Below are 21,056 nucleotides of genomic sequence, written 5' to 3' on the forward strand. Positions count from 1 at the left end.
ACGCAGCCGAGGAGTCCGCCCGCGTGAAACCGACCTACCCCGTGGACCTCGCGGCCCGGGCGTCCAACCTGTCCGAGCGGATCCAGGTCGTGTCCGGCCTCGGGCCGCCCGCCGCCGAGCCCCTGGCGGCCTTCGACGGCTGGCGGATCGAGCGGCTGGCCGCGAAGCTGGCCGCCAAGTTCGACGCCGAGACCAGCCCGCGGCCGGGGCGGACGCGGCACACCGAGCAGTCGCTGGGCGAGGTCCTGCGGGCCTACCGCCGGCACGAGCTCGGCCTCACCGATCCGGACGGTCCGCTGGGCCGCATGCTGGCCGGGCTCCACGCCGAATGGCTGCCCGTGTACCGGGAGGCGCTGGACGGCTACGACGCGTCGGGCGTCGCGTCGGTGACGGCGGACTGGCGCGAGGACGACGTCTACTACGGCCGGTTCGCGATCGCCTGCGAGCCGTTCCTGCTCCTCCTCGGACGCCGGCTCGCCCAGGCGATCGACGGCGGCGCCGCGTCCGGTGTCCGGGTCGCCCCCCGGCTGGTGCGCGACTTCCAGGTGTACCTGCTCGACCAGTTCGAGCTGGCGCTGGCGTGGGCCGTGGAGACCGACGCGAAGGTGCACTGCCGGTCGCACGGCATCGATCCGGCGAGCGCGACCCGCGACGACTACCGCGCCTACCTCGACAAGACGTTCGCGGACGCCGCCGCCCACCACCGCTTCCACCTGGAGTTCCCGCTGCTGGGCCGCTGGCTGGCCCAGGCCACCGGGCAGCTCGCCGCGCACGGCGCCCAGATGGTCGAGCGGATCCGCGACGACGCCGCCGCGCTGTCCGAGCGGTTCTTCGGACGGCCCGTCGCGGAGGTGCGCACCGCGCGGCTCGGCCGGTCCGACCACCACGCCGGGGGCCGCAGCGTCGCGATCGTCGAGGTCGGGCTCGCGGACGGCGCGCGGGAGTCCGTGGTCTACAAGCCCCGCGGGCTCGGCGGCGAGGCCGGGTTGCAGCGCCTGCTGGCGCGGCTGCGCGACGACGGCGTCCTCGGCTACGCCGAGCGGGCCGTGCTCCCGCGGGACGGCTACGGCTTCGAGGCGCTGATCCCGCCGGGACGCAACCGGGTCGCGACGCGGGAGGAGGCCGAGCACGTCTACGCCGAACTCGGCGGCTACCTGGCGATCTTCTACGTGCTGGGAGGCGGCGACCTGCACTTCGAGAACGTCCTCGTCGCGGACGGCCACGCCTTCATCTGCGACTGCGAGACGGTGCTCGGGGCGCTGCCGAAGGGGCACCCGCGCCCGTCGGGCACGCTGATGGACTCGGTGTTCAAGACCGGGCTGATCGAGTGGCCGCGCGGCGGGGCGGCGCCCGAGGGCGGGATGCGGCTCAGCGGCTACACCGGCGGCGGCGGTTACGAGATCCCGATGCCGGTGCCCGCGATCGACCGGGCGCAGTCGTTCGCGTCGTCGGTCACCTACCGCGAGGGGGTGCGCGTCGAGCCGGGCGCCGCCAACCGGGTGTTCGTCGGCGACGAGCTGACGCACGCGGAGGACTTCGCCGCCGCCATCGGCTCCGGCTTCGACCGGGTCTACGAGTGGTTCCGGCGGCGGCCCGACGAGGCGGTCGAGTGCGTGTCGCAGGCGTTCGCCGGCTCCAGCGTCCGCTTCATCAACTGGAGCACGCAGGTCTACGCGCAGCTGCTGGCGGCGGCCCGGCATCCCCGGTGCCTGCTGGAGCCGCTGGAGGCCGACCTGCTGATCAACACGGTGCGCACCTTCCCCCGCAAATGGGACCAGGACGCCGCCCTCCCCGAGTGGGAGCTGGTGTCGATGTGGCGCCAGGACGTCCCGCTGTTCACCGTCGAGGCGGGCGGCACGGCGCTCGTCCACGACCACGCGTCCGCCGTCCAGGCGGAGCTGGAGACGAGCCCGCTGGAGTACGCCGCGTCCCGGATCAGGGGGCTGTCCGAGCGGAACCGCGCGCAGCAGCGCCAGTACATCGCCGCCGGGCTGGCCGGCGCGGACGTGACGAGCGCCGACTTCGCCGCCACGTGCGTCGAGCGGGCGGCCGGGCTCGGGGAGCTGCTCTGCGCGATGCTCCGGGAGCCGGACGCGCCCGCCCCGTGGACGTCCTTCCTCATCACCGGCGAGGGGCGGGACGAGGTCGACATCGAGGGCGACCTCTACAACGGCTCGGGCGGCATCGCGCTGTTCCTGGCCTACCTCGACGCCCTGGACCCGCGGCCGGAGTTCCGCGCGGCGGCGCGGCGGGCGCTCGCCCACGCCGTGGTCACGGTCGACCGGCGGCGCATCGGCGCGTTCACCGGGCTCGGCGGCATGATCTACCTCCTGACGCACCTGTACCGGCTGTGGGAGGAGCCCGCTCTGCTCGACCACGCCCTCGAACTGAGCGACGAGCTGTCCGGGCGCATCGAGCGGGACGCGCAGCTCGACGTCTTCCACGGCGCGGCCGGGCTCATCCCCGTGCTGATCGGGCTGGCCGGCGCGGCGGACGGGCAGGGCCTGGAGCAGGCGCACCGGTGCGCCGAGCACCTGCTGCGCCGGGCGGAGGCCGACGGCGACACGCTCTCCTGGCCCGGGTCCGACATGGGCGCGGCGGGCGCCAACCTGACCGGGCTGTCCCACGGCGCGGGCGGTGTCGGATGGGCCCTGATCGCGCTGGGCCGGCTCACCGACCGGCCCGAGTACGTCTCGGCCGGGCGGCGCGCCTTCGCCTACGAGGCCCGCCACTTCGACCAGAGCGCGCAGGACTGGTACGACCTGCGCGAGTTCCCGGGCGGGACGCTGTGGCAGGGGCGCCACTACGCCAACGCCTGGTGCAACGGCGCGTCCGGCATCGGGCTGAGCCGCATCGCGAGCTGGGCCCTGCTCGGCCGGGACGACGACGCGCTGCTGACCGAGGCGAGGCAGGCGCTGACCGCGACCATGCGCAACTACCCGCGGCTGATGAACGACTCGCTGTGCCACGGCCGGTCGGGCAACGCCGAGCTGTTCCTGCGGTTCGCGCTGCTCGCCGACGAGCCGGCGTTCCGGCTGGAGGCGAACGTCCAGGTGCAGGCGCAGTGGCGCAACCTGGAGGACGCCCCGCCGATGTCCACCAGCGGCTTCTTCCCCGGGCTGATGCTCGGCCTGTCCGGTTTCGGGATGCACTTCCTGCGGCTGGCCGATCCGGAGCGGGTCCCCTCGGCCCTGCTCCTGGACGCTCCGCCGCCCGCGCCGATCCGAAGGGTGAACTGAACCATGTCCGTCGAGTCCTGCGCGGCGTTCCTGCGCGCCGCCCTTCAAGACGCCCAGGTCAGGCAGCAGATGAAGGCCATGACCGCGGTCGGGGAGCTGGTCCGCCTCGGCCGGGAGCACGGCTACCTGTTCGACGGCCGGGACGTGGCGGTGGCCTCCTCCGCATCCGAATTCGCCACGTACACGAAACCGTCCGCGCCGGGACCGTCCGCGGCGAAGGTGCCCGCACCGCGACCGGCGCCGTCCGCGACCGAGCCGTCCGCGACCGAGCCGACCGCGTTCTACCACCACGAGTACGACATGGACCAGATCCCCGGTTTCGCCGCCGTCATCGACGAGCTGCCGGCGTTGAAGATCAAGCCGTCCACGGTCGACCTCGCCCGGTTCGACGAGGGCTTCCGGGCGGACGACCTGCGCTCCACCTCGCTGGCCCCCGGCAGCGCCGAGTACGAGCGGTGGCGCGCCGAGCCGCCGGACCCGCCGCCCGCCCCGGGGAGCAGGCGCGACTTCCACCTCGTGAACCTGGACGAGCACGTCGAGCACGAGGGCTACGCCGCCTACTTCGCCGCCAAGGTCCGGCTGGTCGACGCCCTGGAGAAGGTGTTCGGCGGCGACGTCCGGCTGTCCGGCGGCATGTGGTACCCGCCGTCGGCCTACCGGCTGTGGCACACCAACGAGGACCAGCCGGGCTGGCGGATGTACCTGATCGACTTCGACGGGGAGTTCGCCGACCCCGAGCACACCTCCTTCTTCCGGTACCAGCATCCCGAGACGCGGGAGCTGGTCACCCTGCCGGAGCGCCCGCGGCTGGTGCGGTTCTTCAAGATCGAGCAGGATCCGGAGCGGCTGTTCTGGCACTGCATCGTCAACCCGACGCGGCGGCACCGGTGGAGCTTCGGCTGCACCGTCCCCGACACCTGGCTCGACGACATCGCGGGCCGGTCGTGAACCTCCGCCCCCCGCGCGCCACCACGAACCCCGCCGAGCCCGCCGCGTCCGCCGAGCCCGCCGCGTCCGGCGGCGGCTCCGACCGGGTGACGCCCGCGATCAGGGCGGTCGGCCTGCGCAAGCGCTACCCCGGCGTCGACGCCGTGGCCGGGATCGACCTGACGATCGCCCCTGGCGAGAGCTTCGGGTTCCTCGGGCCGAACGGGGCGGGCAAGACCACCACGATCGCGATGCTGTGCACGCTGGCGGTGCCCACCGCCGGCCGGATCGAGATCGCCGGCCACGACGCGCGCACGGACGCCGCCGCGGCCCGCCGCCGGATCGGGCTGATCTTCCAGGAGAGCACCCTGGACGACCGGCTGACCGCCGCCGAGAACCTCCGGTTCCACGCCGACCTGTACAACGTGCCCGCGGCGCGGGTCCCGGCGCGCGTCGCGGAGACGCTCGCGCTGGTCGGGCTGACCGGCGTCCGCGACGCGGTGGTCCGCACCTTCTCCGGCGGCATGCGCCGGCGCCTGGAGATCGCCCGCGCGCTGCTGCACCGCCCGCAGATCCTGTTCCTGGACGAGCCGACGATCGGCCTCGACCCGAACGCGCGCGCCCAGGTCTGGCGGTACCTGCGGCACGTCTGCGAGAACGAGGCGGTCACGCTCTTCCTGACCACGCACCACCTCGAAGAGGCCGAGCAGTGCGACCGCATCGCGATCGTGGACGCGGGCCGGATCGTCGCGCAGGGCAGTCCCGCCGAGCTGAAGTCGGTGCTCGGCGCCGACCGCGTCGACCTGCGCACCGGCGACGACGACGCGGCGGCGGCGCTGATCGGCGAGCGCCTCGGCCTGGAGACGGCGCGGGGCCGCGACGGGCTGAGCCTCCAGGTGCCGGACGGGGCGCGCGTGCTGCCGCGGCTGCTCGCCGAGCTGGACGTCCCCGTGTACGAGGCGCGGGTCACCTCACCCAGTCTGGACGACGTCTTCCTGCATCACACCGGGCACCGGATCCGCGACGAGGCGCCGTCCGAGAGGCCGGTCCCGCTGGACGCCGCGTCCCGTGCGGTGCGCGAGCCCGTGCTGCCCGAGCCTCTCAGGGGAGGGCCGCGGGCGGAGCTGCGCGCGCTGGGGATGGTGTGGCGGCGCGAGATGCTGCACTTCAGGCGGGACCGCGTCGGAGCGGCGCTGTCCCTGGTCCAGCCGCTGGTGTTCCTGTTCGTCCTCGGCGTCGGCCTGGCGCGCCTGATGCCCGGCGCGAACGGCGGCGCCTACCAGCTCTTTCTCTTCTCGGGCGCGCTGGTGACGGCCGCGCAGGGTCCCGCGCTCGCCACCGGGACCTCGATCATGTGGGACCGGCAGGGCGGCTTCCTGCGCGAGATGCTCGCGGGCCCCGCCGCCCGCGGGTCGCTGCTGGTCGGCAAGTGCCTCGGCGGGACGACCGTGGCCGCCTGCCAGGCCGCGATCCTGCTCACCACCGCCGGCCTGGTCGGGATGCCCCTCGACGGGACGCTGATCGCGCTGCTGCTGGGCGAGCTGGTGCTTGTGTCGCTGGCCATGACCGTCCTCAGCGTGCTGCTGGCGACGCTCCTGACCCGCCCTCAGACCTTCGGCACGGTGCTGTCGGTGATCATGGCGCCGCTGGTGTTCCTGTCCGGCTCGTTCTTCCCGCTCGGCGCGATGCCGCCGTGGATGGCGGGGCTGGCGCTGGCCAACCCGCTCACCTACGCAGTGGACGTGATGCGCCGCACCATCGCGGCGTTCCTGCCGGGCGCCCCGCCCCCGCTGTTCCGGCCGCTGAGCCTGGGCTCGTGGCAGCCGCCGGTGCCGGCCGAGTGCGGCCTGCTGGCGGTGCTGACCGTCGCCGGCCTGGCCTGGGCCGCCCGCCGCTTCTCTCGCCTCACCTGATCGCGGTGTGACCTGCGCCATCGCCGTCCGGAGGACCGTGTCCGAGGACGTACGTTGTGATCATGAATGCGGAGATCGTGGCCGGAACGGCCGATGATGTCGATGCGCTGGAGCCGCTGTGGCTGGCGATGCTCGAACACCACCGCGACGTGACCGGCGCGGAGTGGCCGGTGCGCGGCCCCGAACCCTCCTGGGAGCTGTGCCGCAAGGACTATCAGTCCTGGCTCGGCGAGGACGGCGCGTTCCTGCTCATCGCACGCGACCCCGACACGGGCGGGCCGCTCGGCTACGTCCTGTGCCGGCTCCAGCCGTCGGGGCCGACGTTCGATCTCGGTGAGCGGCGCGGGGAGGTCGACTCCCTGGTGGTCTCCGAGCAGGCCCGCGGGAGCGGTCTCGGCTCGGCGCTGCTGCGGGAGTGCAAGGAGGAGCTGCGCCGCCGCGGCGTCGCGTACTGGTCGATCGGCGTCGTGGAGGCCAACGAGGACGCGGTCCGGCTGTACGAGCGCGTCGGCTTCAGGCCGTGGGTCCGCGAGCTCCTGGCGCGGGTGGACGACGAGTAAAAGGCGAGGTGAGGCTTGCCACACAGTACTTACTTACCAGTAGGTTGCCGGTTATGGTCGTCCCTATACCGGGAAGGGAGCGCACCATGGCACACGACATTGCTCGGCGTGAGGTCCGGGACGGCGGTGTCGCCGGACGGTTGCTGGACTCGTCCGCGAAGCTCTCCTACGACCCGATGGTCGAGGTCGACTGGGAGACGCCCCTCGACACGGACTTCCACGGCGCGAGCCCGGAGTGGAGCACCCTGTACGGCACGGCGTACTGGGACGAGCTGACCGACGCGCAGCGCAAGGAGCTGACGCGCCAGGAGGCCGCGTCGGTCGCCAGCACCGGGATCTGGTTCGAGATGATCCTCCAGCAGATGATCCTGCGGGACGTGTACGCCAAGGACCCGACCAGCGAGACCGTCCAGTGGGCCCTCACCGAGATCGCGGACGAGTGCCGGCACTCGATCATGTTCGCGCGGGGCGCCAAGAAGCTCCGCGCCCCCGCCTACCGGCCCCGCCGCCTCGTGGTCGAGATGGGCCGGGCCTTCAAGACGCTCGCCTTCGGCGAGGCCGCCTACGCCGCGATCCTGGTCGCCGAGGAGGTCCTCGACGTCATGCAGCGCGACTGGATGCGGGACGAGCGGGTCGTGCCGTTCGTCCGGACGATCAACAACATCCATGTCGTGGAGGAGTCGCGGCACATGAAGTTCGCCCGCGACGAGACCCGCAAGCGGCTCGCGAAGGCGGGCTGGCTGCGGCGCCAGGTGCAGGCGCTCGTGGTCGCGGTGTCGTCCTACATCATCGTCAGCAGCATGGTGAACACGAAGGTGTACGCCAACGCCGGGCTCGACCGGGACCGGGCCGTCCGGGAGGCGAAGGCGAACGAGCACCACAAGGCGATGCTGCGCTCCAGCTGCGCCGGGCTCATGGAGTTCCTGGCCTCGGCCCGCCTGCTCACGAAGCCGGCCCTCGTGTTCTACAAGCGCGCGAACCTGATCTGAGACCGGGCGCGCGAACCATGGCCCACGCCATCACCCAGACCTGTTGCAGCGACGCCACCTGCGTCGCCGTCTGCCCCGTGAACTGCATCCACCCGGCGCCGGGCGAGCCGGCGTTCGGCGGCACCGAGATGCTCTACATCGACCCGGCGACGTGCATCGACTGCGGCGCCTGCGTCGACGCCTGCCCGGTGGACGCGATCTTCCCGGTCGAGGACCTGCCCGCCGGGCAGCGCGAGTACGCGGAGATCAACGCGGACTACTTCGCCGGCGCGGAGCCGCCGGTCGCCGAGGACGGCCCGAACTTCCACCGGTGGCAGGACCCGGAGTTCGACCGCGTCCTGCCGGCCGACTTCGCCCCGATCCGCGTCGCGGTCGTCGGCACGGGGCCGGCCGGCATGTACGCGGTGGAGGACCTGCTGCTGCACACGGGCGCCGAGGTCACGCTGATCGACCGGCTGCCGGTGGCCGGGGGGCTGGTGCGCTACGGCGTGGCGCCCGACCATCCGGCGACCAAGAGGGTCGGCGAGGCCTTCGCGCGGTTCCACACCCATCCCCGGGTGCGGATGGTGCTGGGGCTGAAGGTCGGCGAGGACGTCACCGCGGCGGAGCTCGCCGCGCACCACGACGCGGTGATCTACGCGGTCGGCGCGTCCGGTGACCGCCGCCTCGGCGTCCCGGGCGAGGATCTCCCCGGCGCCGTCGCGGCCACGTCGTTCGTCGCCTGGTACAACGGCCATCCCGACGTCGCGCCGGACGCCGTGGACCTGTCCACCGAGCGGGTTGTGGTGGTCGGCAACGGCAACGTCGCCATCGACGTCGCCAGGATCCTCGTCGCCGATCCCGACGACCTGGCCGGCACCGACATCGCCGACCACGCGCTCCAGGCGCTGCGGGGCAGCAACGTCCGCGAACTCTTGCTGCTCGGGCGCCGCGGACCCGAGGACGCCGCCTACACCCGGTCCGAACTGCTCGCCCTCACCCACCTGCGCGGCGTCGGCCTGGCCGTCGACGACCACGACCCGCGGACCGCCGCGGCGATCGAGGCGGCGGGCCCCCGGGACAAGGCCGCCCTGCTCCGGGACGTGCCGCGCGTCAGCGTGGACTGGGCGCACCCGCCCCCTGCCGGGCGCCGCATCGTCTTCCGCTTCCACTCCGCGCCCGTCGAGATCACCGGCACCGGCGCCGTCCAGGGCGTGCGCGTCACGGGACCGTCCGGTGAGACGGAGATCCGCGCCGGGCTGCTGCTGCGGGCGATCGGGTACCGGGGCGCCGCGATACCCGGGCTGCCCTTCGACGAGGCCACGGGCACGATCCCGAACACGGACGGCCGGGTCGCCGGCCTGCCGGGGACGTACGTCGTCGGCTGGATCAAGCGCGGCCCCACCGGCGGCATCGGCGCCAACCGCGCCTGCGCCGCCGAGACCGTCGGTGCGCTGCTGGACGACGCCGTCCACGGCCGCCTGCCCGCGCCCGAGCTCCCGGCGAAGGCGTTCCACCGGCTGGCGCGCCGCCGCAACCGCGACATCGTCGACGCGCGCGGCCTCGCAGCGATCGACCGCGCCGAGGTGGCGCGCGGCGGCCGGATCGGCAGGCCGCGCAGCAAGCTCGTCTCGGTGCCCGAGATGGTCGCGGCGTCGAAACGCCGCCTGCGCCGCCCCGTCTGATCCACCGCGCGCTCCGCGGTCAGGCACTGACGGCCCTCTTGTAGAGGCGCGTCGCCAGCGGGACGAACACGGTGAGGAGCACGGCGATCCAGAGCAGCGACACCGGGACGGCGTGCCGGAGGGGCCACGCGTCCGGGACCGCCATCGCGCTGCTCGTGTTGCCGAAGAGCTCCCGTGCCGCCTGCGTGAACGTCGAGACGGGGTTCCACTCGGCGGCGACGCGCAGCGGCGCGGGCAGCCTGGACGCGTCGAGGTAGGCGTTGGAGATGAACATCAGCGGGAACGAGACCATCGTCGCGATGTTGTTGAAGCTCTCCGGCGTGCGCAGGGCCAGCGCGACCGTCGCGGTGAACCAGGAGAACGCGTAGGCGAACAGCAGCAGCAGACCGAACCCGAGGACGGCCTCGCCGGGCGAGGAGTGCACCCGCCAGCCGACGACCAGCCCCATCGCCGCCATGACGACCAGGCTCGCGATGTTCATCAGCAGGTCGCTGACGGTCTGGCCGACCAGCACCGCGGAGGGGGCCATCGGCAGCGAGCGGAACCGGTCGAAGATGCCCTTCCCCAGGTCGAGGGTCAGCGTGTAGCCGGTGGTCTGCGCGCCGATGATCACGGCTTGGACGAAGATGCCCGGGATGAGGAACTCCCGGTACGACATCCCCGGCACCTCGATCACGCTGCCGAAGACGTAGGCGAACATCAGCACGAACACGATCGGGAACATGACCGCGGAGCCGAGCAGGTCGGGCGACCGCCTGATCTTCAGGGCGTCGCGCCTGGCGATGGTCCAGCCGTCCGCGACGGTCGTGGTGAACGCGTTCATCGGACGGCCTCCCTGGCCTGCTCGTCGGTGCCGGGCGCCCGGTGCCCGGTCAGGGTGAGGTAGACGTCGTCGAGCGTGGGCCGCCGCAGCCCGGCGTCCCGGACCCGGATGCCCTCGTCGGCGAGCCGGCCGAGGGCCTCGCGGAGCGCCCCGGGACCGTCCGTGACGGGCACCGTGATCCGCAGCGACTCCGGGGCGGTCTGCATGGCGCCGACGGCGACCCAGGCGAGGGCCTGCCGGGCGGTCTCCATCTCCGCGGCGTCGCTCACGGTCACCGCGACGCGGTTGCCGCCGACCTGGTCCTTGAGCTCGTCGGGGGTGCCGTGGGCGATGGCGCGGCCGTGGTCGACGACCAGGATGCGGTCGGCGAGGTGGTCGGCCTCGTCCATGTACTGGGTGGTCAGCAGCAGCGTGCTGCCACCGGCGACGAGTTCGGAGATGGTGTCCCACAGCGCGGCGCGGGCGCGGGGGTCGAGGCCGGTGGTGGGCTCGTCCAGGAACAGGACCGGCGGGTCGGCGACCAGCGCGCCGGCGAGGTCGATGCGGCGGCGCATGCCGCCGGAGTAGCCCTTCACTGGACGGTCCGCGGCGCCGGCGAGGTCGAAGCGCTCCAGCAGCTCGCGGGCGCGGGCCCGGCTGCGCCTGGCGCCCAGGTGGTACAGGCGGCCGACCATCTCCAGGTTCTCGGCGCCGGTGAGGTGCTCGTCGACGGCGGCGTACTGGCCGGACAGCCCGATGCGCTCCCGCAGCCGCCGGGCGTCCCGGACGATGTCGCACCCGGCGACGGTCGCGCGGCCCGCGTCGGGCGCCACCAGCGTGGTCAGCACGCGCACGGCCGTCGTCTTGCCCGCGCCGTTCGGGCCGAGCAGGGCGAGCACCGACCCTTGCGGGACGGAGAAGCCGAGCCCGTCCAGGGCCGTCACCTCGCCGTATCTCTTGACCAGTCCCTCGGCTGTGATCGCGTCGCTCATGGGGGCTCCTCGCTGGTGCTCTCGGGTCAGGACCGGTGGACGTCGATGTCGCCGTAGTTGGTGCGGGCGTGCACCTCGACGACCGAGTCGGTGGCCTCGGGGCCTTCGGCGGCGTCCAGCGCGTTGCGGACGACGCCGTTCTTGGAGTGCAGGTCGAGCCAGGCGGCGGTGCCCTCGGCGATGCCGACGTCGACCTTGCCGTGGCCGCCCTCCAGGTGGAGGCTGCCGCTCACCGCCGAGCCGATCCGCATCCGGCTGTAGGCGGTCCGGGCGGTGAGCCTGCCCATGACTCGGGCGACGGTGATGTCACCCGTGCCGGTCTTCACCTGGAGGTCGCCGGTCACGTCGCCGAGGACGACGGAGCCGGTGGAGACCTTCAGCGTGCCGGGGCCTTCGACGGACCCGATCCGCGCCGCCCCGGTGGAGACGGTCACCTCGACGGCCCCGGTCACCCGTTCGACCGAGACGTCGCCGGTGGACGCCTTGACCTCCAGCGGACCGGTCTCCTCCAGGCGCACCTCGCCGAGGGCGCTGCGCAGGACCGTCCGGCCGAGCGGGCCGGTGGCGAAGACGTCCGCGACGACGTCGGCCTCCAGGGCGGACCCGGCGGGCAGGTCCACGCTCACGTCGATGGAGCCGCGCCAGGGGAGCAGGTGCCCCAGCGCCTTGGGCTTGGGGCCCTTGACCAGCAGGCGTCCGCCGGAGAACTCCACGGCGGTCCGCTCGGCGGCCTGCACGCTCGCCTCGCTGGACGGGTCGCTCGGGCGCACCTCCACCACGGTGTCGGCGCGGTCGGTGGCGTTGATCCGGACCCGGCCGACATAGATGTCGATGTCGGCGGTGATCGGTCCGGGCGTGTCGAAAGCGGGCATGCGGAACCCTCCTCGTGGGTCCGGTGGAACGCCCGGCCTCGGACCGGGCGACGAATGGTGGGCGGCGGGCGCCGCGTGGGGCGCGGCAGGTGCCGCGTGGGGGACGGCGGGCTGCCTCAGCGCACCCAGCCGGTGTAGCCGCGGCCGCTCCGCGCCTGCTGCGGCGGGGCGGCGGGACGGGGAGCGGCGCCGGGCTCGAACGCCGCGGAGATCGCGCGGACCAGCCAGGCGTTGACCGAGACCCCCTGCCGTCCCGCCGCCTCCTCCACCCGCGTCTTGAGGTGCTCGGGCAGCCGCAGCGTCATCCGCGCCGTGCCGCCCTCGTCCGCGGACGGCGGTGCGGCGTGCGCGGCCGACGCGACGGCGTGCGCGGCCGAAGCGATGGCCTCCGCGCCGGCGGAGGACGCGTCGGCGGGCGGCGCGACGGCCTCCCGCGCCGCCCCCTCGCCGGCCTTGCCGCCGGACGGGTCCGACGGCGGCGGCGTCACCACGAACGCCGGATCGCCGCCGCGCAGCCGCACCTCGACCGAGCCCGGCGCCAGCTCGCTGGTGATCTCGTCCGCCGCGGCCGACAGCGCCTCCAGCAGGGTGAGCCTGGCGGCCGAGTCCAGGACGCCGGTGAGGCGCTCGGCCAGCGCGCGGACGTCCGGGCCGCCGGCCTCGGCGGCGACCGCGAGTTCGCGGCGGAGCTTCTCGACGTACGGCATCAGGTCCATGCCCCGACTATGACGCCAATATGACGTCAAGTCAAGCCAAAGTGACGTCACATGACAGCACTACGACGTCACGGCGACATCACTCGCATCGTCCTCATATCCGCGGCCGGAGACGTCAAGAACCGCCCGCCCGCTCCGACCAGGACACGGAAGCAGGCTCCAGACGAAAGAAGGACCGACGTGAGACACGAAGACCAGGGCGCCCCCGGCGCCCTCGCCGGACCGCGCGAGTGGCTGGGTCTGGCGGTGCTCGTCCTGCCGACGCTGCTGGTCGCGATGGACCTGACGGCGCTGCTGCTCGCGCTGCCGCGGCTCAGCGCCGACCTGGGCGCGACCGGCACCGAGCAGCTCTGGATCAGCGACGGCTACGGCTTCCTCGTGGCCGGCTTCGTGGTCACCATGGGCACGCTCGGCGACCGGATCGGCCGCCGCCGGCTGCTGCTGGCCGGCGCCGCGGCGTTCGCGGTGCTGTCCGCGGTCGCCGCGTACTCGACGAGCCCGGAGATGCTGATCGCGGTCAGGGCGCTCCTCGGCATCGCGGGTGCGACCCTGATGCCCTCGACGCTGGCCCTGATCACCAACATGTTCCGCGACGACGCGCAGCGCGGCCGGGCGATCGCGATCTGGGCGACCTGCCAGTTCGCCGGCGGCGCCCTCGGGCCGGTCCTCGCCGGCGTGCTGCTCCAGCGCTTCTGGTGGGGCTCGGTGTTCCTGGTCGCCGTCCCGGCCATGGCCGTCCTGCTGCTCGCCGGGCGGATCCTGCTGCCCGAGTTCCGCACCGCCGCGCCCGGCCGCCTCGACCCGCTCAGCGTCGGGCTGTCGCTGGCCGCGGTGCTGCCGGTGGTGTACGGCCTCAAGCAGCTGGCCGCCGGCGGCGCGCACGGCCCGGCCGTCCCCCTCGCGGCGATCGCCGTCGGCGCGGCTGCCGGCGCCGTGTTCGTCCGGCGGCAGCTCGCCCTCGACACCCCGCTGCTGGACCTGCGGCTGCTGCGCGACCGTCCCGTCTCCGCCGTCCTGGTCGCGCTGGTGTTCGCCGGCGTCGCCATGGCCGGGACGGGCCTGATGGTCACCCAGTACCTCCAGAGCGTGCTCGGCTACTCGCCGCTGGAGTCGGCCCTGTGGTTCGCGCCGATGGGCCTCGGCGTCGCGGTCGGCACGATGACCGCGCCCGCGCTGGCCAAGCGCATGCGTCCGGCCGCCGCGATCGCCGCCGGGCTGGCCCTGTCCGCGGCCGGGTCGGTCCTACTGACCCAGGTGGACGGCACCGGCGGCCTCCCGCTCGTCCTGGCGGGCATCACCGTCCTGGCGCTGGGCACCGGCCCGCTGTTCGCGCTCGGCACCGGCCTGGTCGTCGGCTCGGTCCCGCCGGGGCGCGCCGGGGCGGCGGCGTCGATGTCGGAGACCGGCAACTACTTCGGCGGCTCGCTCGGCCTGGCGCTGCTCGGGGTGGTCGGCGCCGCCCTGTACCGCGACCGGATGGCCCACGTCGACGCGCCCGCCGCGGCACGCCAGACGCTCGCCGGTGCCGGCGCCGCCGCCCGGGACCTGCCGCACGCCCAGGCCGCCGAGCTGATCCGCACCGCCAACGACGCCTTCACCAGCGGCCTGAACGTCACCGGCGCGATCGCCGCCGCGCTCTTCGGCGGCCTCGCGGTCCTCGTCATGGCGATGCGCCCCGCCCCCGCCACCCCTACCAGCGGGGGAGGGAAGCCGCCCGCGCGGGGGAGGCGGCCGGAGCCCGCCGACGGAGATCGTGGACGTGTCGTCGTGCCCTGACTCCCAGGAGACCAGATGGTCAGCCGGAAACTGAAGATCAAGATGGCGGTCGTCGCCGCGCTCGCGGCCCTCATCGCCGGAGCGTCGCTGGCCACGGGCACGGACGAGCCCGCGTCCACCGGCGCTCCGGCCGCCGGGACCGCGCGATGACCGCCGTGCAGGCACCGCCCGCCGCCCGGGCGACCAGGGGACCGGTGCCGCGATGGGCCGACTGGACGGCGCAGGCCACGATGTGGTGCGTCGTCCCGTCCGGCATCTGGCGGATCCTCTTCGGGCTCGGCCTGCCCATGGGCTTCACCGGGTCCCAGGACCCGGAGAACGGCCCGTGGTTCGTGCTGCCCTACGTCATCGCGCTGACCGCCTTCTCCGAGGCGGTGGCGTTCCTGGGCATGGGGCTCGTCCGGCCGTGGGGCGAGGTGTGGCCGCAGTGGGTGCCGTTCCTGCGCGGGCGGACGGTCCACCCCCTCGCGGCGATCATCCCGGCCGCGCTGGGCTCGGTGGCCCTGATCCTGCTGTGGACGTCCTTCGTCTTCGCCGCGTTCCAGGCCGATCCGGATCCCGAGATGCCCCACGGGGCCAAGGCCGTCCTGCTCTACGTGTGCTACCTGCCGCTGGTGGCGTGGGGGCCGCTGCTCGCCGCGGTCACGGTGGCCTACGCCGTCCGCCGCCGACGCTACGGCTGACCGGACGGCCGCGCACCCCCCGGCACGCGGCCGCCCACGCCCCGCCCGGCTCAGCGCCAGCCGAGCTCCGGCGCCACGTGGGTGAGGATGTTGTCCAGGACGTGCACGTTGTAGTCCACGCCGAGCTGGTTGGGGACCGTGAGCAGCAGCGTGTCCGCGGCCTGGACGGCCTCGTCCTCGGCGAGCTGCTTGACCAGCACGTCCGGCTCGGCGGCGTAGGACCGTCCGAAGATCGCCCTGGTCTTGTCGTCGATCATCCCGATCTGGTCGCCGGAGTCGGTGCCGCGGCCGAAGTAGGCGCGGTCCCGGTCGTCGGTCAGGGCGAAGATGCTGCGGCTGACCGACACGCGCGGCTCGCGCTCGTGCCCCGCGTCCTTCCACGCCCGCCGGTACGCCTCGATCTGCTTGCGCTGCTGGACGTGCAGCGGCTCCCCGGTCTCGTCGTCCTTGAGGGTGGAGCTCTGGAGGTTCATGCCCAGCCGCGCGGCCCACTCGGCGGTCGCGTTGGAGCTCGACCCCCACCAGATGCGCTCCAGCAACCCCTCCGAGTGCGGTTCGACGCGCAGCAGGCCGGGCGGGTTGGGGAACATCGGCCGCGGGTTCGGCTCGGCGAAGCCCTGGCCCCGCAGGACCGTCAGCAGCACCTCGGTGTGCTTGCGGGCCATGTCGGCGTCGGTGTCGCCCTCGGACGGCTCGTAGCCGAAGTACCGCCAGCCGTCGATCACCTGCTCGGGCGAGCCGCGGCTGATCCCGAGCTGGAGCCGCCCGCCGGAGATCAGGTCGGCCGCCCCGGCGTCCTCGGCGAAGTACATCGGGTTCTCGTAGCGCATGTCGATCACGGCGGTGCCGATCTCGATGCGCGAGGTCCGCGCGCCGATCGCGGCGAGCAGCGGGAACGGCGAGGCGAGCTGCCGGGCGAAGTGGTGCACCCGGAAGTAGGCGCCGTCGGCGCCGAGGTCCTCCGCCGCGACGGCGAGGTCGATCGACTGCGACAGCGCGTCCGCGGCCGACCGGGTCCGCGAGCCGGCGCCGGTGCTCCAGTGGCCGAACGAGAGAAAGCCGATCGTCTTCATGCCCGGTCCAACCATGCCGTCCCCGGCACAATTCCGCAGCCCAGCCGCCCCGCGGCGCTCACGCCTCCCGGGGTGCGAGCGTCCGGTCGATGTGGGCCGCCAGGCGGGCGGCCGTGGCGTGCGCCCACGCGGAGGCCGAGGTGAGCGAGGTGTTCAGGGCGGTGTTGAGGCGGTGGGTCAGCGCGACGGCCATGAGGGAGTCCAGTCCGATCTCGGTGAACTTGGCGTGTGCGGGGATGGAGGCGTGATCGGCGCCCAGCAGCGCCGCGAGACCGCGCAGGACGATCTCCTGGATCAGCTCGGTGCGCGCCGGGCCCGGCGGATGCGCGTGGACGGCGGCGGCGTCGAACTCCTGCTTCGGCTCGTCCGCGGTCGTGTGCAGCTCGGCCAGGAGCGGGGCCTTGACGCCGTGCGGGTGGTACAAGGCCATCACGTCCGGCTGGTAGGGGAACATCCCGGTGTTCACCCGGCCGTGGCGGATGAGCTCCTCCAACGCGGCGAACCCCTCGGCGTTCGAGATGGTGTCGAATCCGCGCGAGGCGAAGTCGGTGGCGCGGCCGGTCTCCCCCCAGGCGCCCCAGTCCACCGACAGGGTGCGCAGGCCCTGCCGGTGCCGCCACTCGGCGAAGGCGTCCACCCACGTCCCGGCCGCGGCGTAGTTGGCCTGCCCCAGGTTGCCGATCATGGCGGTGAGGGACGAGAAGATGACGAACCAGTCCAGATCGGTGCCGGCCGTCGCCTCGTGCAGGTTCCTGGCGCCGGTGACCTTGGGGTGCCAGACCGGCGCGACCCGGTCGGGGGTGAGCTCGGTCAGGGGCGCGTCGTCGAGGACCACGGCGGTGTGCAGGACGCCGCGCAGCTCCGGGCCGGCGGCGGCGACCAGCCGGGACGCGGTCGCGGGGTCGGCGATGTCGCCGCGGACCAGGTCGACCGAGCAGCCGGTGGCGCGCACGGCGTCCAGGGTGCGGCTCTCCTCGGGGCCGGGCCGGCCGCGTCCGCCGAGGACGATCCGGGCGGCACCGGCTTCCGCCAGCCAGCGCGCGGCCTCCAGGCCCACCCCCCTGGTGCCGCCCGTGACGATGTACGCGCCGCCGGGGCGGACCACCTGCCGGGGCGCCGCGCGCACCTCCAGACGGCGGCCCGGTCCGGGGAAGGTCAGCACGATCCGCCCGATGTGGTCGCCGGAGGCCAGCCGCTTGAAGGCGGCCGGGGCGTCCGCCAGCGGACGGGACTCGCAGGGCGGCAGCGGCAGCCGGCCGGCGGCGACCTCGGCGAAGACCCTCTCGGCGGCATCGCGGAAGATCTCCGGATGCCGGTCGAAGGTGAGCGTCATGTCCAGGGCCGCGTAGGTGTTGCCCCGGCGCAGGTCGCTCAGGTCGACGCGCGTGCCGTCGTACAGGTCGCGCTTGCCGATCTCCAGGAAGCGCCCGCGCGGCGCCAGCAGCGCCAGGGACGCGCGCATCGCCGGGCCGCTCAGGGAGTTGAGCACGACGTCGACGCCGCGCCCGCCGGTGGCCCGGCGGACCTCCTCGGCGAAGTCGAGGGTCCGGGAGTCGAAGACGTGCTCCACGCCCAGCTCGCGCAGGTGCCGCCGCTTGGCCTCGGTCCCCGCCGTGGCGAGGACGGTGGCGCCCAGCAGCCGCGCGACGGCGACCGCGGCGAGCCCCGTCCCCCCGGCCGCCGAGTGCACCAGCACCGTCTCGCCGCGGCCCAGCCGCCCGACGTCGTGGAGGAAGTGCCAGGCGTTGGCGTAGGTGAGGGCGACCGGCGCGAAGACGGCGGGATCGGTGCCGGACGGCAGCGGGATCGTCAGCGCGGCCCGGACCAGGCAGTGCGACACCATCGTCCCGCCCTCCGGGACGATCGCGGTGACGCGGTCGCCGCACCGCACGTGCTCGACGCCGTCGCCGACGGCGGCCACCACCCCGGTGACGTCGGAGCCGAGCCGAGGCCGATCGCCCTCCTCGGCCGGGTAGATGTTCAGGGCGACCATGACGTCGCGGAAGTGGACCGTGCACGCCTCCGCGCGCACCAGGACCTCGCCCGGTCCCGGAGCGGGCGGTTCCTGGCCGGTGGCAGTGAGGCCGAGCCCGTCCAGGCCGCCGTCGGGGCTGGGATCGAGCGCGTACGCCTCCTCCCCGGCGGTGATCCGGACCGTCCGGTCGTCGCGGGGAGGCCGCGGAGCCAGCGGAGCCCGCGCGACCCGGGCGACGTGCCGCCGCCCCTCCCGCCAGGCGACCTCCGTCTCGTCGTCTCCCGCGAGCACCTCGGTGGCCATGTCGGCGACGGTGTCGGCGTCCACCCAGCCGACGGCGGTGCCGAGGTTCTCGAAGGCGGCCGCGCGCAGCAGCCCGCGCAGCGCGCACACGTCGGGGTCGACCGGATCACCGTCCAGGACGGGCCGGGCCCGGACGCTCGCCAGCCACAGCCGCGGCGCCGTCGCCTTCCGCCCCGCGCCCAGCAGCGCCAGGACGTGGTTGACCCGGTCCAGGCCGTCCAGCGCGCCGGTGGCGCACCACACCACGCTCGGCGCGTCCTCCTCCGCACCGGCGTAGGGACCGGCCTGATCGAGATCATGGAGGACGGCCCGGTGACCGCGGTCGGCCAGGACCCGGACCAGCCGCTCGGCGGTCGGCTCGCCGTCCCCGGGCTCGCCGATCACGACCCAGCCCGCGGTGTCCGCAGCCGGTTCCGGCGCCCGCTCCGGGGCGTCCGGAGCCGGACGCCACACGATCTCGAAGAGCCGGCCGTTGAGCACCTGGGCGGCCGAGGGCGCCGGCACCCTGACGAAGCGCAGCCCCTCCAGCGCCCCCACCCACCGGCCGTCGTCGGCGTACAGGTCGGCGCGGCCGGACGCGGCCTCGTCCCCGTGCCGGTGCAGCTCGCACCGCGTCCACCCGATCACGCCGGGGTCGTCGGGCAGGACGATGGACTCGGCGCCGGTCGGCAGCCAGGGGCGGCCTTCCCCCGACGGGTCGTCATCGCCGGTCGCCAGCTCCATCGCCACCGAGAGGACGCATCCGTCGAGCAGGACCGGGTGCACGCGCGGCGCGCCCGCCCGGACGACGGCGTCCCGCGGGACCCGCACGCGCCGGATCCCGCCGGGAGCGACGGCGGTGATCGAGTGGAACGCCGGGCCGGTGTCCAGCCCGATCCGGGCGAACGCCTCGTACACCTTGTCGGGGGCCTCCCCGCCGGAGGGCGGCAGGACGAGCGGCGGCCGCGCGCCCGGCGAGGCCTCGCACGCGGTCACCGCCGCGGCGGCGACGCGCTCCCACGCCCCTCCCGCCTGGTACGAGACGTCCACCTGGACCCGCTGCCCGCTGACGGTCGCGGTGACGTGCACCGGCAGCGAGTCCGCCAGCGGCAGCAGCCGCTCGAAGCGGACGCCGTCCATGCGCAGCCGGCCGGTCGGGGCCTCCAGCAGCTCGCCCGCGGCGGCCAGCATCAGCTCGACGTACGCGGCGCCGGGGACCACGGCGTCGCCGCGCAGCGTGTGCTGCGCCAGCCAGGCGACCCGGCCGGTGCCGAGGTCGGCGCTCCACACGTGCCGGGTGCGGTCCTCGGCGTCCCGGTCGTGCAGGGCGAGGCGCTCGCCCAGCCACATGTGGCCGGAGCCGCCGCGCCGGGCGCCGTCCGCCTCGTCCCAGAACCGCGACCGGTCGAACGCGGTGGGCGGCAGGGCGACGCGCGCGCCGTCGCCGTTGACGGCCCGCAGGTCGACCGGCGTGCCGGCGACGTGCAGCCGCGCGGCCGCCCGGCACATCGTCTCGCGGGCGTCCTGGTCGCGCAGCAGGCTCGCCGCGGTGACGACGGGGGCGCCCAGCGCCGCGGCGCTCTCCTCCACGGCCTGGAGCAGCAGCGGATGCGGCGACAGCTCGGCGAACAGCCGGTGCCCGTCCTCCAGCAGCGCGCGGCACGCCCGGTCGAAGCGGACGGGCTCGCGCAGGTTGCGCGCCCAGTAGGCGGCGTCGAACTCGACCGGACGGCGCGGGTCCTGGCTGGTCGAGTACATCGGCACCTCCGGCGGCGCCCCGGTGAGCCACGCCACCTCGCGGGTCAGATCGTCCAGGATCGGGTCGACCTGCGGCGAGTGCGCCGCGACCGTCACCGAGATCCGCCGGCAGAACACGCCGCGCTCCTGCCAGCCGAGCATCACCGCGGCCACGGCCTCGCCGTGCCCGGCGACGACCGTCGCCGACGGCGACGTCACCACCGCCACCGACACCCCCGGCACGCGTTCGATCTCGGCCGCGACCTCGTCGGCGGGCAGCGCGACGCTGACCATCCGGCCGCCGGCCACCCGCTGCAGCATCGCCGACCGGGCCACAGTGATGCGCATGCCGTCCTCGGGCGACAGGATCCCCGCCGCCACCGCGGCGGCGGCCTCGCCCATCGAGTGGCCGACCACGGCGGCGGGCCGCACCCCCCACCCCCGCCACATCGCGGCCAGGCCGGTCTGCACCGCGAACACCAGCGGCTGCACCACGTCCATGCGCTCGCCGCACTCGCCCGAGGCCAGCATGGCCCGCAGCGAGAACCCGGCCTCGTCCGCCACGATCGGCTCCAGCCGGTCGACGGCGCCGGTGAAGGCCGGATCCCGGTCGAGCAGCGGGCGCGCCATCCCCGCCCACTGCGACCCGTGGCCGGAGAACACCCACACCGGCATGCCCGACAGCTCCGGCAGCCCGCCGACCACCCGGTCGTCGTCCGCCCCGGCCCCGCCGGCCAGCGCGCGCAGGCCGTCCAGCAGGTCCGCGCCGCCGGCGGCGAGGACGCAGGCGCGGCGCGCCAGGTGGCTGCGGTGCAGGGCGAGCGTGTGCGCGACGTCGCCCGGATCCGGCCGGGCC

Annotated in this window: 15 protein-coding genes; 9 read left to right on the forward strand and 6 right to left on the reverse strand. The window is 74.5% G+C overall.

Annotated features, from left to right (window positions below; genetic code table 11):
* Nucleotides 1-23: 23 nt before the first annotated feature.
* The 6 genes from E1300_RS21985 to E1300_RS22015 all read left to right on the forward strand — a co-directional run bounded on the left by E1300_RS21985 (nt 24) and on the right by E1300_RS22015 (nt 9,292).
* Nucleotides 24-3,239 carry a type 2 lanthipeptide synthetase LanM family protein gene (locus tag E1300_RS21985; protein ID WP_131758919.1) on the forward strand — a complete coding sequence of 1,072 codons (3,216 nt, stop codon included), beginning with the start codon at nt 24-26 and terminating at the stop codon, nt 3,237-3,239.
* A 3-nt stretch (nt 3,240-3,242) separates the two neighbouring features.
* Entirely contained in the window at nt 3,243-4,187 is a 945-nt protein-coding gene (locus tag E1300_RS21990; protein ID WP_131758920.1) for a Nif11-like leader peptide family natural product precursor, read from the forward strand.
* Entirely contained in the window at nt 4,184-6,079 is a 1,896-nt protein-coding gene (locus E1300_RS53720; RefSeq protein WP_306440667.1) for an ATP-binding cassette domain-containing protein, read from the forward strand. Before E1300_RS21990 ends, E1300_RS53720 begins: the two co-directional genes overlap by 4 nt.
* A gap of 62 nt (nt 6,080-6,141) precedes the next feature.
* A complete protein-coding gene (locus E1300_RS22005; protein WP_131758921.1) occupies nt 6,142-6,639 on the forward strand; it encodes a GNAT family N-acetyltransferase in 498 nt (165 codons plus the stop codon).
* A gap of 86 nt (nt 6,640-6,725) precedes the next feature.
* On the forward strand, nt 6,726-7,628 hold the full coding sequence (locus tag E1300_RS22010; protein ID WP_131758922.1) for an AurF N-oxygenase family protein: 903 nt from the start codon (nt 6,726-6,728) through the stop codon (nt 7,626-7,628).
* Between the two features lie 17 nt (nt 7,629-7,645).
* Complete coding sequence (locus E1300_RS22015) at nt 7,646-9,292, forward strand: FAD-dependent oxidoreductase (protein ID WP_131758923.1); 1,647 nt, start codon at nt 7,646-7,648, stop codon at nt 9,290-9,292.
* A gap of 19 nt (nt 9,293-9,311) precedes the next feature.
* Here E1300_RS22015 and E1300_RS22020 read toward each other — a convergent pair whose 3' ends face one another.
* From E1300_RS22020 to E1300_RS22035, 4 genes are all read right to left on the reverse strand, one after another.
* Nucleotides 9,312-10,115, reverse strand: a complete 804-nt coding sequence (locus E1300_RS22020; RefSeq protein ID WP_131758924.1) for an ABC transporter permease — start codon at nt 10,113-10,115, stop codon at nt 9,312-9,314.
* Nucleotides 10,112-11,086 carry an ATP-binding cassette domain-containing protein gene (locus E1300_RS22025; RefSeq protein ID WP_131758925.1) on the reverse strand — a complete coding sequence of 325 codons (975 nt, stop codon included), beginning with the start codon at nt 11,084-11,086 and terminating at the stop codon, nt 10,112-10,114. Before E1300_RS22025 ends, E1300_RS22020 begins: the two co-directional genes overlap by 4 nt.
* A 26-nt stretch (nt 11,087-11,112) precedes the next feature.
* Entirely contained in the window at nt 11,113-11,958 is an 846-nt protein-coding gene (locus tag E1300_RS22030) for a DUF4097 family beta strand repeat-containing protein (protein ID WP_131758926.1), read from the reverse strand.
* Between the two features lie 116 nt (nt 11,959-12,074).
* Complete coding sequence (locus tag E1300_RS22035; RefSeq protein ID WP_131758927.1) at nt 12,075-12,674, reverse strand: toxin-antitoxin system HicB family antitoxin; 600 nt, start codon at nt 12,672-12,674, stop codon at nt 12,075-12,077.
* A 180-nt stretch (nt 12,675-12,854) separates the two neighbouring features.
* Here E1300_RS22035 and E1300_RS22040 point away from each other — a divergent pair, with 180 nt between their 5' ends.
* Genes E1300_RS22040 through E1300_RS22050 form a run of 3 tightly spaced genes read left to right on the forward strand, consistent with a single transcriptional unit; the run spans nt 12,855 to nt 15,133 of the window.
* On the forward strand, nt 12,855-14,450 hold the full coding sequence (locus E1300_RS22040; RefSeq protein WP_242619314.1) for an MFS transporter: 1,596 nt from the start codon (nt 12,855-12,857) through the stop codon (nt 14,448-14,450).
* Nucleotides 14,451-14,465: 15 nt separating this feature from the next.
* Complete coding sequence (locus tag E1300_RS53480) at nt 14,466-14,600, forward strand: hypothetical protein (RefSeq protein ID WP_278045374.1); 135 nt, start codon at nt 14,466-14,468, stop codon at nt 14,598-14,600.
* Nucleotides 14,597-15,133 (forward strand): hypothetical protein, encoded by a 537-nt coding sequence (locus E1300_RS22050; protein ID WP_165502929.1) that lies wholly within the window; start codon nt 14,597-14,599, stop codon nt 15,131-15,133. Before E1300_RS53480 ends, E1300_RS22050 begins: the two co-directional genes overlap by 4 nt.
* A 50-nt stretch (nt 15,134-15,183) precedes the next feature.
* On the opposite strand, the gene E1300_RS22055 is transcribed toward E1300_RS22050, so the two are convergent.
* Together E1300_RS22055 and E1300_RS22060 are read right to left on the reverse strand one after the other, a co-directional pair.
* Complete coding sequence (locus E1300_RS22055) at nt 15,184-16,206, reverse strand: LLM class flavin-dependent oxidoreductase (RefSeq protein ID WP_131758930.1); 1,023 nt, start codon at nt 16,204-16,206, stop codon at nt 15,184-15,186.
* 58 nt (nt 16,207-16,264) lie between these two features.
* The coding region (locus tag E1300_RS22060; RefSeq protein ID WP_131758931.1) for an SDR family NAD(P)-dependent oxidoreductase at nt 16,265-21,056 on the reverse strand (4,792 nt) is incomplete at its 5' end.

It is taken from the genome of Actinomadura fibrosa (assembly GCF_900659615.1).
Classification (GTDB): Bacteria; Actinomycetota; Actinomycetes; order Streptosporangiales; family Streptosporangiaceae; genus Spirillospora; species Spirillospora fibrosa.